The 12,583-nt window shown below is 54.9% G+C and carries 11 protein-coding genes; 5 read left to right on the forward strand and 6 right to left on the reverse strand.

The features are described from left to right. The first annotated feature begins 83 nt into the window (after nt 1–83). The 3 genes from DEU53_RS19530 to DEU53_RS19540 all read left to right on the forward strand — a co-directional run bounded on the left by DEU53_RS19530 (nt 84) and on the right by DEU53_RS19540 (nt 2,376). Nucleotides 84–1,103: a LacI family DNA-binding transcriptional regulator gene (locus DEU53_RS19530; RefSeq protein ID WP_101762326.1), complete on the forward strand. Its 1,020-nt coding sequence runs from the start codon at nt 84–86 to the stop codon at nt 1,101–1,103. A 101-nt stretch (nt 1,104–1,204) separates the two neighbouring features. Further along, nucleotides 1,205–2,086 carry a glutathione-dependent disulfide-bond oxidoreductase gene (gene yghU, locus DEU53_RS19535; protein ID WP_110868106.1) on the forward strand — a complete coding sequence of 294 codons (882 nt, stop codon included), beginning with the start codon at nt 1,205–1,207 and terminating at the stop codon, nt 2,084–2,086. Continuing rightward, a complete protein-coding gene (locus DEU53_RS19540) occupies nt 2,086–2,376 on the forward strand; it encodes a DUF1330 domain-containing protein (protein WP_110868107.1) in 291 nt (96 codons plus the stop codon). The genes yghU and DEU53_RS19540 overlap by 1 nt, the downstream gene beginning before the upstream one ends. A 45-nt stretch (nt 2,377–2,421) precedes the next feature. Here the strand turns inward: DEU53_RS19540 and DEU53_RS19545 are convergent, their stop codons facing one another. Next, nucleotides 2,422–3,873, reverse strand: a complete 1,452-nt coding sequence (locus DEU53_RS19545) for a methyl-accepting chemotaxis protein (RefSeq protein WP_110868108.1) — start codon at nt 3,871–3,873, stop codon at nt 2,422–2,424. 242 nt (nt 3,874–4,115) lie between these two features. On the opposite strand from DEU53_RS19545, the gene DEU53_RS19550 reads away from it, so the two are divergent. Beyond that, nucleotides 4,116–5,042 (forward strand): glycosyltransferase family 2 protein, encoded by a 927-nt coding sequence (locus DEU53_RS19550; protein ID WP_158527642.1) that lies wholly within the window; start codon nt 4,116–4,118, stop codon nt 5,040–5,042. A 44-nt stretch (nt 5,043–5,086) separates the two neighbouring features. Here the strand turns inward: DEU53_RS19550 and DEU53_RS19555 are convergent, their stop codons facing one another. The 5 genes from DEU53_RS19555 to DEU53_RS19575 all read right to left on the reverse strand — a co-directional run bounded on the left by DEU53_RS19555 (nt 5,087) and on the right by DEU53_RS19575 (nt 10,299). Next, entirely contained in the window at nt 5,087–6,334 is a 1,248-nt protein-coding gene (locus DEU53_RS19555; protein WP_110868110.1) for an O-antigen ligase, read from the reverse strand. After that, complete coding sequence (locus DEU53_RS19560; RefSeq protein WP_101762332.1) at nt 6,335–7,303, reverse strand: glycosyltransferase family 8 protein; 969 nt, start codon at nt 7,301–7,303, stop codon at nt 6,335–6,337. A 197-nt stretch (nt 7,304–7,500) separates the two neighbouring features. Next, nucleotides 7,501–8,415: a substrate-binding domain-containing protein gene (locus tag DEU53_RS19565; protein WP_101762333.1), complete on the reverse strand. Its 915-nt coding sequence runs from the start codon at nt 8,413–8,415 to the stop codon at nt 7,501–7,503. A gap of 85 nt (nt 8,416–8,500) precedes the next feature. Further along, the gene (locus DEU53_RS19570) at nt 8,501–9,280 is read right to left on the reverse strand and encodes a TIM barrel protein (RefSeq protein ID WP_110868111.1); all 780 of its coding nucleotides are present in this window, start codon (nt 9,278–9,280) and stop codon (nt 8,501–8,503) included. Continuing rightward, nucleotides 9,280–10,299 carry a Gfo/Idh/MocA family oxidoreductase gene (locus DEU53_RS19575; RefSeq protein ID WP_110868112.1) on the reverse strand — a complete coding sequence of 340 codons (1,020 nt, stop codon included), beginning with the start codon at nt 10,297–10,299 and terminating at the stop codon, nt 9,280–9,282. Before DEU53_RS19575 ends, DEU53_RS19570 begins: the two co-directional genes overlap by 1 nt. Before the next feature lie 197 nt (nt 10,300–10,496). On the opposite strand from DEU53_RS19575, the gene DEU53_RS19580 reads away from it, so the two are divergent. Continuing rightward, on the forward strand, nt 10,497–12,452 hold the full coding sequence (locus DEU53_RS19580; RefSeq protein ID WP_101762336.1) for a sigma-54-dependent Fis family transcriptional regulator: 1,956 nt from the start codon (nt 10,497–10,499) through the stop codon (nt 12,450–12,452). The last annotated feature ends 131 nt before the right edge of the window (nt 12,453–12,583 follow it).

Consider the following 12,583-nt stretch of genomic DNA (forward strand, 5'->3'; position numbering starts at 1 on the left):
GGTGCGGCTTGCTCGATCGGTCCCTTCTCCCGCTGGCGGGAGAAGGTTAGGATGAGGGCCCGCTCTATTGGAATGCACGCAACATGAAAGCAGTGACGCTGGCCGAGCTGGCAAAACAACTGGGCGTCGGTGTCGCCACGGTTGACCGGGTACTCAACGATCGCGGTGGCGTATCGCCCGCCATGAGCAAAAAAATCCTGCAGGCCGCGCGTGACGCCGGTTTAAAACGCATTTTGCCCGAGGAGCATCGCCATCCGTGGCAGATCGAAGTGCTGCTCAGCGGCAACGCCTCCTTCTTCTTTCAGCAATTAGCGCAAGACTTTGCCAAACTCGCCGACCAGCTCGGTTATCGCCGCCTGCGTCTGCATCGCACGCTGATCCCGGAAAATGCACCGGAAAAACTCGCCGCACACATCACCGCCAGCAGTAAAAAGATGGATGCGCTGATCGTCTTCGCCCATCAAAACCCGCTGATCTACGATGCGCTCGCCGCCTGTAAAGCGCGCGGCGTGCCGGTGATCACGCTGGTCGCCGATCTGCCCGATGCCGCGCGGCTGTGCCACGTCGGTATCGATCAATACAAAGCCGGGCGCACCGCCGGTTTGATGCTCGGTAGCATGCTGTCGCAGCCGGGTGAAGTGGTGTTGATGAGCGGACGCGCGGATTACGCTGCCCACCGCCTGCGCATTGAGGGCTTTCAGGCGGTGCTGGCCGAACGCTTTCCGCAGCTGCGCCTGCGCGAGATTCTTGCCGGTCAGGATGAGCGCGAACGCATTAGCCGCCTGTTAGAAAAAACGCTGGCCGCCTCGCCGCCGATTGTCGGGCTGTATAACACCGGCATTGGCAACACACAGGTGCACGAAGCGCTGGCGCGTCATCGTCTCGACGGTAAAGTGCTGTACGTCACGCACGAGTTGTACAGCACCACACGCCGACTGTTGCAGGATCGCGTGCTGAACCTCACCCTCGATCAAAACACCCTGCGCCATGCTCAGCTTGCCTTAACGCTGATGCTGCGGCATCTGGAAGAGGGCGACATCCCCGACACCTATCAGCCTGGTAGAGTGGACTTTATGCTGTTTACGCAAGAGAACTTTACATAATCGGACTTTGCGTCCCACCGCCAGCGCGGTTAAATCGCCTGTATCACGCGCTGCTACACTCAGTAGCAGCAAAAATACAATCACAACAAGGCGAAACCACTATGTCGGAACATCAGTATCAGCCCGCGAAAGTCTGGACCTGGGACCCGGAAGCCAAAGGTAACGGCGCGAAAACCAACCGTCCAACCGCCGGGCCGACGCATGAGAAAACCTTGCCGGTCGGCAAACATCCGCTGCAGCTTTACTCGCTCGGCACGCCAAACGGCCAGAAAATTACCATCCTGCTGGAAGAGTTGCTGGCGGTGGGTGCCAAAGACGCCGAGTACGATGCCTGGCTGATCCGTATCGGCGATGGCGATCAGTTCTCCAGCGGTTTTGTCGATGTAAACCCGAACTCGAAAATCCCGGCGCTGAGCGACCATTCCGTCACGCCACCGCAGCGCGTGTTTGAATCCGGCAATATCCTGCTCTATCTGGCCGAGAAGTTCGGTCACTTCCTGCCGACCTCGCTGGCAGGCCGCACCGAAACCCTGAACTGGCTGTTCTGGCTGCAAGGTTCTGCGCCGTACCTCGGCGGCGGCTTTGGTCACTTCTATCACTATGCGCCCGAGAAAATCGAATACGCCATCAACCGCTTTACGCTGGAAGCTAAACGTCAGCTGGACGTGCTGGATCGTCAACTGGCCGACCATCGCTTCCTCGCCGGTGACGAATACACCATCGCCGATATCGCCACCTGGCCGTGGTACGGCAATCTGGTGCTGAACAACCAATATGGCGGCAGCGAATTCCTTGATGTGCAGTCGTACAAAAATGTGGTGCGCTGGGCAAAAGAGATTGCCGAGCGTCCGGCGGTGATTCGCGGGCGTAAAGTGAATCGCGCTTTTGGTGCCGAGCCGCAGGATCAGCTGCTGGAGCGCCATGATGCCGCCGATTTCGATAACAACACTGAAGACAAACGCCAGGCGAGAGGAGAGAAATAATGGCTGCATATGTGGTGTTTATTAAGGACGAAACCTTAGACCAGGACGAGATGGCGACGTATGCCGAGAAAGCCGGACAGGCGCGCGGCGACCATCCCATCACCCCGCTGGCGTTTTATGGCGCCCTGGAAACGCTGGAAGGCCCGGAAGCGGAAGGCGTGGTGGTGCTCGAATTCCCGGATGCTGAGGCGGCGAAAGGCTGGTATTTCAGCCCGGCGTATCAGGAAGCCAAAGCGCATCGCCTGAAAGGCGCGAAATACCGCGTGCTGCTGGTTAATGGCGTAGAGTAACTAACGCAAGGTCGCCATTCATGGCGACCTTTGCAAAGGTCACGCTTACCCCAACTTAAATAACGAAATCGCCTGCTTCAGCGCATTGGCCTGCTGCTGTTGCTGCTGCGCCACTTGCAGCGTTTCGGCCACGTGCTGCACGTTATGATGCACGCTGTGATCAATGCTATTGATGCTCTGCTGAATCTGCTCAATGCTCAAATTCTGCTGCTCACTCATCGCCGACAGTTCCGTCACCAGCTGCGATAACCCGCTAATACTGCTGTGAATCTCGCGCATGGTTTGCGCCGCATGCTCCACCTGCACGGTGCCGTGTTCGGTGCTGGTGGAACTGGCATCCATCAGTTGACGGATTTCGCGTGCCGCACTTTCGCTGCGCATCGCCAGATTACGCACTTCGCTGGCGACCACGGCAAAACCGCGTCCCTGATTACCGGCACGCGCCGCTTCCACCGAGGCGTTCAGCGACAGAATGTTGGTTTGAAACGCAATGCCGTCGATCAGCTCCAGGATGATCTTCACCCTTCTCGACTCTTCGCTGATTTTCTCCATCGAGCGAATCGCCGACTGGATATTCTCTTCACCACGCGTCGCCACCGCGCGGGTTTCACTCGCCAGCTCGCACGCGCTTTGCGCTTTGTCCCGGGTTAAGCTGGCAGCGATACTGATTTCGCTCATGGCGCTGGCCGCCACTTCCAGCGCTTGCGCCTGCTCGTCGGTACGCGTCGAGAGCGCGGCGTTGCGCTCCAGAATGCTGTCGGATTCCGCCAGCAGTTGACCGACGCCGTCGCTGACCTGATGCAAAGTGCCGTGTAGGGTCCCAAGCGTAGTACTGAAGGTGCGCGCGAACGGCGTTTCACTCTGCTGAGTATCGGCACGCAGCGTGAGATAACCGGCTTGCTGATTAATGTGTGCCGCCAGTTGCGCCACTTCGCTGGCCGAGCGCGCATCCGCTGCCATCTGGCGTGCAATCACCAGCAGCATCGCGGTTTGCACCACGACAAACAGCGCGTGGAAAAACACCATGTCCCAGCCGGGATGATGAAACACCACCACGCCAAACAGATCATTTTCCTGCAGATAATTGAATAACACATGATGCGTGGCTGCCGCCGCCGCGCCCATCAATAACGGGCGCACATCTCGCCACGCCAGCAGCGCCGACATCAACACAAACACCGAGAAGTGGTATTCGGTTGCGCCACCGCCAACCTGAATAAGCAGCCCAGCCCAGCCGATTAACAGCGCGGATAAGACCAGCCGCGACGTAAGCGTACCGCGCAGCGCGGTGCCGAAAAACGTCGCCAGCAGCGCCAATACCAAACCCGCAATTAGCGCCACCAGCACGCTGTCATTTAGCCAGCCAACGCCAAGTGCAATCGGCAACAGCGCCCAACTGAGGAACACCGCCAGGCTATCCGCGCGCTGTGCGATACGTTTGAGCGAAACCATCTCCACCGGCGAAGCCGCCGGGCCTGACAAGGGCGTTGCGATCATGACATTTTTCCACACCAGAAGTTGATCGTAGAGCCCCAAAATCGTGGGGCAAAGCGCACGGACTCAGTGGTAAAAAACATCGGCAAGGCGGGAGGAAAGTTTAGTTGTGCTGATTAACGACGCGCAGAGCTGTGAGTATGATTACCTAAACCATGCAACACAATTTCATTCCCTTCAGCGTAGAAAGCGATAGACTTGTTAGCAATGAATGCTCTCAGAACATTAACGGATAGATGCTAACTATGGATTCACCTTGCACTCTCAGCGTCCTGGTCACGGCTCACAATTGCGAAAAATACATTGTTGAGACGTTAAACAGCCTCAAAAAGGCCTGCTCTGGCGTTGAGGATGCGGTCGAGGTTGTGTTGGTGAATGACGCATCCACAGATAACACCAGCGCGTTGCTGCACAGCTTTGCCGCTTCATTCAGCCAGGTGAAAATCTTTGACGTGATGTTCCGTAACATCGGCAAAGTGAGAAATTTCGGCGTCAGCAAATGCAGCGGCCATTTTGTCACGATGCTGGATGGTGACGATCAGCTTTTGCCGAACTCTTTTGCTGACATCGTGCAGTTTTTGCAGGCGCAACAACCCGATATTCTGCTGGCGCCGCTGAATGAAATTTATGAAAAGAAGACCAAACTACAGCAGTGGAAAGGTTTGCAGGTCAACGCCTTGTCGCAACATCAGGTGATTGAAAAATTCCTCATCCATCGTGATATTCAGGCGCATTTTATCGGTCAGTTTATTAAACGCTCGCTGTTGGAAGATAACCATTTCCCTGACTTCAGTTGCTACGAAGATGCGTATTTATTCCCCTCGATTCTGAAAGCCAGTCAGACGATATTTTTAGCGAAGCAGAGCCCGTATCTCTATTTCAAACGAGAAAAAAGTCTCTCCAGCGCGCTGGATGCCGATAAAATATCGATGCTGATCAAAGCCACGCAACAGATGGATAATGTGCTCGGTGAAAGCTACCGCAACCTGCTCGCTTGTCACTGGATCAATCTGGCGCATAAGTTTTATCCGCTGATTAACGATGAACATGAGAAACAGGTGGTGAAGCAGGCGATTGAAAACGTCTCTTTCGTTTCATTTTTGCTGGACAGTAAAGTCAGATTTAGTTTGAAGAAAAAATATCTGAGAATGAAATTGCGGAGAATGAACTGAAGCGTTGAGAAAATCGGTCGCCTTCAATGGCGACCTTACAAATATTAGATATGCGTTCGGGGCTTATGCTGCATCAGCGCATAGCTCATAATAATCGATGCCATCAGAATAAACACTGAACTGCTTTGAATCCATACGGTATCAGTCAAACCGAATATAAAAATGGAAACAGGAAGCAGCGCAACATCCAATGCCCGACGACGTATTGCCGCCACAATTAAACCGACATAAAAAAGAATCAGGGTGACAGCACCCGCGATACCTTGCAGCGAAAGCGTTTCTAAAAAATCATCGTGCAAGTGATACATCACATTTTTATAAGCCTCAGGATTAGCGCGTTCATAGGTTTTAATATAAACGCGCGCTTTATCCGTTCTGTCATCCGGACTTTGCCCCAGCAGCGACCAGGAAACGCTGTGATAGCCACTTTTCCAGATCGAGAAGCGCGCACCAATTGAGGTATCATTATTTTTCTGATAGCTGTCTATTTCGTTCTGGATGTTGTCCAACCGATGCATAATGGAGCTGGGCATGAAGAACAGCCCCCCCGCAATGCAAAGAACTAAAATCACCAGCGAATATTTTCCTGCCCAGCGATGAACCAGATAAAAACAGAGCAAGTATAAAACGGGCAGCACCAACACCGCCGCACGTGACTCAGTGAGGAACATCAGCAGCATATTCACCACAAAGATAGCGGTGAACAGCAGAATTTGATTAAGGCGGCGAACTATCACCTTATTCACAATAAACAGGGCAGTTAATGCTAACGCCGTCATCAGGTATGAAACGGTACCGGCTGAATCTGTGAGTAATTTGATGCGTTGCTGCGTCTGAGCATGTTCGTACCAGCCGGCGCCCAGCGTCAGCAGCAAGCCAAAAATTAACAAGCACACGCTAATGCGCAGGACTTTCGCTGACAAACAGTGACGCCACGCAATGAAAAAATAGCTGACAAAAGCGGAGATAATGAAAAGTTTACCGCCCTGAAAATAGTTATCCACTACATCGCTAAAATAGGCATCGGCATAAATACGCGACCATATTACCCTGACTATGCCCAATAATAGAATGGGAATAGCGACGATGAAAGCACTCTTATCGATAATGAATTTTCTTTTTATTCCCTGGACCAGCAGAAAGAATAGCGTTAAATAACCCACCAGATAGAATGTTTTCTTAGGATATGCGGGGATAACTAACGAGGTCGCAAATGCCAGGGTTAACAGCAGAAAGCACAGCTGATAAATATTGCTTTCGGTTAACAGCGGCTTTAAACGTAAAGTCTGCACTCAAAAATACCTCATTTTAAAATACTTAATGCGCCAATAGAGTGCCGGCATCCATTGATGACTACGGAACAAAAATTTGTACATTCTCTTCGCTTGTTGCGCGTTTTTCGGTGTTTCAAAAGAGACGTCGGCTAATGGTGAAATCTGATAAAGATCGCGATAGTAATGGCCAACGTGCTGTTGATTCCACCGCTGCCAGGGTTTATCGGCACCCGCATAATGCAATAAGCAGGTATTTTTCGGCACATCCTGTGTATAACCGCTATCATCGTGTGAGAGCATATTGATGGTATTAAAGCGCGTTTCCGTAAATATCACACGATCCTCAAGCAACGTATTCAACGCATCCTGATCGAGATACTGGAATTGTTTTCCCTTTTCGCTAAGCAAATTAAAAGCGCGTTCACTGATCTGCTCGCGGTTCCACTTTTGAACATCAATCAGCATCATGCCGGCATTAAAATAGCGCTTTCCACGCAAGCCCACCTTTTCAGCCAACTGCGGTTGCAATGCCTGAATCTCGCCAACCACCAAGGCAATAACGTCAGCTGGCATGGCAATCTGCCATAATTCATCAAGAGGATTCAGACACACCATATCGGCATCGAGATAAAGCAATTTAGTGGCATGCGGCAAGATAAGCGGAGCGAGAAAACGATAATAGGTCGCGCGAGTGAACAACTCTGTGGTAGGGAACGCGCTAAACAAACTATCCTGAATATGATGCAGCGTTAACCCATGTGGCGATCCAGCGAATATTTTTTCCAGACGAGCAGTATCAACTGCAGATATTTCCGAAGAGATAAGATGAAAGTGATAACGAACATCATTGGCATGCTTGATTATCGACATGATGGTAATCAGCGAGTGGCCAATGAATTTACCATCAACACCAAAAAAAATATGCCGGTCGCTGTGCGCGGGAAAAAGGTGCTGAGAATTTATGGTGTTGAGAATCTCTTTATCCATCCTGCACTTCTCTCCGGTCGAAAGCATGCGTTCTGTTAATGCATCATGCCTGAGCAATCATTAACCAGAGACAATTCTGGTTGCAGCCGGAGTTTATCAGTCAGAGTTAGGCAAATAAAGCGAAGTGGAGGAGGAATAAATCGGGTTTCCAGCGTAAAACTCTCCTGCGAGCAGGAGAGTTTTGGTAAGTAAAAATGTTATTTCGCCGCGAACTGCGCATAGTTCTCAGGCGTGATGGTTTGATACGGAATCCAGTTGAACTCCTGCACTTTCTGCTTCTCCAGCAGCGCTTTAGTCACCTGCACCGCGCCGGTCGCCTGCCCTTTCGCGTCCTGGAAAATGGTCAGCGTCATTTTGCCGTTCTTCACGAACTGCTGACCATCCGGCGTGCCGTCGATACCGGCGACCAAAATCTTCTCATTTTTCGCCTGGTTGAGCGCCATGATGGCACCAATCGCCATTTCATCATTATTCGCCGCGATAGCGTCAATCGGGCGCTGATTCAGCAGCCAGCTCGACACCACATCCACCGCTTCGTTGCGCTGCCATTTGGCGCTCTGCTTTTCAATCACCTTCATATCCTTGTATTTGGCAATCACGGCTTCCACCGCGCGGGTGCGTTCACGCGCTTCCTCATTCGACAGCGCGCCCATCAAAATCGCCACGTTACCTTTGTAATTCATCTTCTTCGCCAGCGCTTCCATCTGCATTTCGCCGCCCAACGCCGAGTCTGAACCAACATACGCCATGTCGGTTGGCAGTTTCACTTCTGGCTTACGATTGACGAAGATCAGCGGAATGCCGGCGTTTTTCGCTGCGGTAATCATTGGCAATACGCCTTGAGTGTCCACCGGATTGAGGATGATGGCATCGACACCCTGATTAACAAAATCATCCACCTGCTGCACTTGCAGCGCGACATCGCCTTTGGCATCCACAAACTGGCTATTGAGCTGGTTAGCTTTCAGCTCTGCCTGCATCTGGGTGCGCAAAATCGAGACGAAGTTGAGATCGAAGTTCGCCAGCGCGACGCCGACGGTGAAGGTTTTAGCGCTCACGCTCAGGCTGAGCAGCAGCGCGCAGAGGCAAAGCATCACATTTCTGATGTTCATGGGTTAGTCCTGTAGGGTTAAGATATTATTATTCATTTCATGAAGTTAACGCCGGGCAACAGGCGAATACCCGGCGGTGGAACCGTTAAAGCGTGAAGTGATCGCGAAACTGCTGCAGCGCGGCGCCACTTTCGCCGCTGGCCCAGCCTTCCAGCGCCACGGTGCCCTGATAGCCAACATCGTGTAGCGCACGGGCGATGGCGCGATAGTTAATCTCGCCGGTGCCCGGCTGCTGACGCCCCGGCACATCGGCCACCTGAATCTCACCTATCGCCGAACCACAGCGACGAATCAGTTCGATCAAATTGCCTTCGCCAATCTGCGCGTGATACAGATCAAGATTCATCTTCAGCGCCGGGCTGTTAACCGCTTCCACCAGCGCCAGCGTGTCGGCCGCCAGCGCGAACGGTGTACCGGGATGATCAACCGGCAAGTTAAGGTTCTCCAGCGTGAAGACGCGTCCGGCGCGCTCGCCCAGCTGCGCCACTTTGCGCAGCGTGTCGGCCGCTTTCAGCCACATCGCGCCGGTCACCACGTCAACCGGTTTGACCGGCAACCCTTTGTCATCCAGTCCGGTACCGTGCAGGTTCAACGCCGGACAGTTGAGCCGCTCGGCCACCGCCAGCGACGCTTCAGCACTTTGCAGCAGTTGCTGAATCTCATCATCATCGGTCAGGTTGCCGCTGAGGTAGCCGGTCATCGAGGTGAAACGCGCGCCGGTCGCCGCCAGCGCATCGATATCTTTGTTGGCCCAGCCCCAGATTTCGACGCCAAAGCCCAGTGCATGAATGCGTTTCACGCGCTCGACAAAAGGCAGATCGAGAAACACCATTTCGGCACATACCGACAGCTGATAACCGGCCATTAGCGACCTCCCAATTTGATGGGTTGCTGCTGCTGCACCGAGTCGATACAGGCCAGCGCGATTACCAGCGCGTTGCGTGCATCTTCACCGGTAGCGCGCGGCGTTTCGCCACTGCGAATGCAGCGGGCAAACTCGGCCATCTCCGCCACATAGGCTTCGCGCAGCAGGTCTGAATCCATGCGTGAGGTTTCAATCGCGATGCCATCCTGGTGATAGCGCACACAGTTGTTAACGTTGATGTGGCCCGCCTGCAGCATGCCTTTGCTGCCGAACACTTCGCCGCGCACATCGTAGCCGTATACCGCCTGGAAGTTGGCTTCAGCGGTGGCGATCGCGCCGTTATCAAAGCGGATGGTAACCACCGATGTGTCGAGCAAGCCCTTGTCTTTGAAATCCGGACGCACCAGCGCATCGGCCAGCGCATAGACTTCCACCGGCTTCGCGCCAGGGTTGAAGTGCAGCAGCGTGTCGAAATCGTGGATCAGGGTTTCAAGGAAGATCGTCCACTGTGGGATGCGCGAAGGATCGTGCAGGCCCGGATCGCGCGTCAGCGATCGGCTCAGCTGCGTGGTGCCATTTTCACCCGCTTTCACCGCGGCGATCGCTGCAGCAAAGCCGGAATCAAAGCGGCGGTTAAAACCGACCTGCAACACCACGCCGGCCGCTTTCGCGGCGGCAATCGCGCGATCCGCCTCTTCCAGCGTTACCGCCATCGGCTTCTCACAGAACACATGTTTGCCCGCCTCGGCGGCAGCGATCACCCATTCGGCGTGCGTGCGCGCTGGCGCGGCAATCGCCACCGCCTCAATTTCGGGATCCTGCAGCAGCGCATGCAGATCGCTATAGGCTTTAGCGACGCCGAGCTTATTGGTCAGCGCGTCGGCCGCGCCCGGTTGCGGATCGGCCACCGCTGCGAGGATCGCACCCGGCACGCGCCAGGCCAGGTTTTCCGCGTGGAAGCTGCCCATGCGTCCGGCGCCAATCAGGCCGACGCGTACTGGCTTAAGATGAAATCTCATGACCTATTCCTTATTGTTTTGGATATGCTCATTCGAGCGCAGGGATGTGCAATCGGTAGTGCAAAGGCGATGCCAATTGCAATTCGCCGCTTTATGTGAGGCATGACACAGATATTGCTCACAATTTGGCAACAAAATTTACATGTCAACTTCACATGTCAATAAAATGGACATTCCATCTTGTTCAGGAGTGTCACATGCGTGCCAGTGAGCGTTTGCCGTTTAAAGATGAAAGCGATCCGATCTTCAGCTTGCCGGACAGCGCGGAGGTGGGCGAATGGGATACGTTGTTGTGGCAGGGCTGGCACAGCTTCGAACGCGGTGAACAGCCCGGCTGGATGCGGCACAGCATTTTGCAGTCGTGGCGGCGATCGCAGCAGCGCGCGATCGATCCCGCCACCTTTGCCTATGTCTCGCCACCCGCTGCGGAACTGGCGGCGATCCTTGAGCACAATGCCGAGTTGATCCTCGCGGCGCGCAGCATCATGGAAAACCTGCTGGCGTATAACCCGGATGGCCACATCAATCTGACCGATGCGCAAGGCGTGACGCTGCACTTCTGCGGCGCGGATCTGACGCCGGTCGGCAGCATCCTGCGCGAAGAAGTGCTCGGCACCAATTGCACCGCGCGCTGCCTGATTGAGCAGCGGCTGGTGTACGTGTTGAGCGGCGAAAACTGGAAGCTGGATCTGCGCAAACGCCATCGCCAATGTGCTGCCGCACCGGTGCGCGATGCCAGCGGCCAGCTGCTGGGCGTACTCACGCTGACCGCCACGCCTGACAACTTTAATGCGCATACGCTCGGCACGGTGCAGGCGGCAGCGGAAGCGGTTGGTCAGCAGCTGATGCTGCGCCGTTTGCTGGCCGAGCAGCAGTCGATCCTCGAAACCCTGAACGAAGGCGTAATCGTCTGCGATCGTCACGGTCGCATCAAAACGCTGAATCGCTATGCGCGCCAGATCTTTAGCGGCCTCGATCCCAGCGCCGGACCGATCGACGTGCTGCTGCAACCGCAAGGCGGATCGCTGCTCACCATGCCGTTCTGCAATGACCGCGAGCTGCAATTTATGCCGGATGGCGTGCATCCCCTTTCCTGCCTGATTTCGCTGATGCCCGCGCCAGACGGCGGCCGCGTGCTGTCGCTGCGCGAGAATCAACGTATCCGCGCCATTACGCGCCGCGTGATGGGCGTCGGCGCCAGCTACACCTTTGAGATGATTCGCGGGCACGCGCCGCGCGTGCTGCAAGCGATTCAGAAAGCGCGCGCCAGCAGCCGCAGCGACAGCACGGTGTTATTAACCGGCGAAAGCGGCACCGGTAAAGAGCTGTTCGCGCAGGCGATTCACAACGCCAGCCCGCGCCAGCAGGAAGCCTTTATCGCGCTGAACTGCGGCGCATTGCCACGTGATCTGGTGCAGAGCGAACTGTTTGGCTATGTCGACGGCGCTTTTACCGGATCGCGACGCGGCGGCTCGGCGGGCAAATTTGAGCTGGCCGATGGCGGCACCTTGTTCCTTGATGAGATTGGCGAGATGCCGCTCGAAGCGCAAACCAGCCTGCTGCGCGTGCTGCAGGAGGGCGAAGTGGTGCGAATCGGCGCGGCCCATCCTATCAAGGTCAACGTGCGCATCATCGCCGCTACCCACTGCAATCTGTTGGATGCGGTGGAAAAAGGCGCATTCCGCCGCGATCTCTACTATCGCCTGAATGTGATTTCGCTGGAGATCCCGCCGCTGCGCGAGCGTCAGGAGGATATTCCCGGCCTGGTGAATACCTTTATTCAGGCGCTCTGCACCCGGCTGAAGCGCATCGCGCCGCAGCTTTCCGCTGAGGCGATGCGCTGTTTACAGGCGTGGCACTGGCCCGGCAACGTGCGTGAGCTGGAGAATCTGGTCGAGCGCATGGTGAATTTGTGTGAAGGGTTGGAGATTGAGCGCCACGATCTGCCGGAAGAGATGGTGCAGCGTAACGCGCCTGTCGCCAGCGAATTGACCTCGCTGCAGGAGAATGAGCGCCAGCATGTGATGCAGGTGGTGCGTGAGCAAAAAGGTAACCTGCGCCAGTCCGCGCAGCTGCTGGGGATTTCACGCACCGCGCTGTATAACAAGCTGCATCAGTGGCAGGTGGATGTGGCGGGATTGCGGCGCGGTTAGGTGCGACTTGTTGCCCACACCCCAGCCCTCTCCCACTGTACAGTCCGGGGACATGGTAGACAGGTGTTCGGGGACATGGTGAACACTTTTTAACATCCTTTACCCATGGTGATCGACTTTTTCTTCAGGTC

The organism is Pantoea sp. AG1095, from assembly GCF_003208415.1.
GTDB classification, from domain to species: Bacteria; Pseudomonadota; Gammaproteobacteria; order Enterobacterales; family Enterobacteriaceae; genus Pantoea; species Pantoea leporis.

What these genes read in the sequence shown, in the direction of transcription:
- DEU53_RS19540 (WP_110868107.1), top strand. Translation starts at nt 2,086, where the DNA reads ATGGCTGCATATGTGGTGTTTATTAAGGACGAAACCTTAGACCAGGAC.
- DEU53_RS19575 (WP_110868112.1), bottom strand. Translation starts at nt 10,299, where the DNA reads ATGAGATTTCATCTTAAGCCAGTACGCGTCGGCCTGATTGGCGCCGGA.
- DEU53_RS19570 (WP_110868111.1), bottom strand. Translation starts at nt 9,280, where the DNA reads ATGGCCGGTTATCAGCTGTCGGTATGTGCCGAAATGGTGTTTCTCGAT.
- yghU (WP_110868106.1), top strand. Translation starts at nt 1,205, where the DNA reads ATGTCGGAACATCAGTATCAGCCCGCGAAAGTCTGGACCTGGGACCCG.
- DEU53_RS19550 (WP_158527642.1), top strand. Translation starts at nt 4,116, where the DNA reads ATGGATTCACCTTGCACTCTCAGCGTCCTGGTCACGGCTCACAATTGC.
- DEU53_RS19565 (WP_101762333.1), bottom strand. Translation starts at nt 8,415, where the DNA reads ATGAACATCAGAAATGTGATGCTTTGCCTCTGCGCGCTGCTGCTCAGC.
- DEU53_RS19530 (WP_101762326.1), top strand. Translation starts at nt 84, where the DNA reads ATGAAAGCAGTGACGCTGGCCGAGCTGGCAAAACAACTGGGCGTCGGT.
- DEU53_RS19545 (WP_110868108.1), bottom strand. Translation starts at nt 3,873, where the DNA reads ATGATCGCAACGCCCTTGTCAGGCCCGGCGGCTTCGCCGGTGGAGATG.
- DEU53_RS19580 (WP_101762336.1), top strand. Translation starts at nt 10,497, where the DNA reads ATGCGTGCCAGTGAGCGTTTGCCGTTTAAAGATGAAAGCGATCCGATC.
- DEU53_RS19560 (WP_101762332.1), bottom strand. Translation starts at nt 7,303, where the DNA reads ATGGATAAAGAGATTCTCAACACCATAAATTCTCAGCACCTTTTTCCC.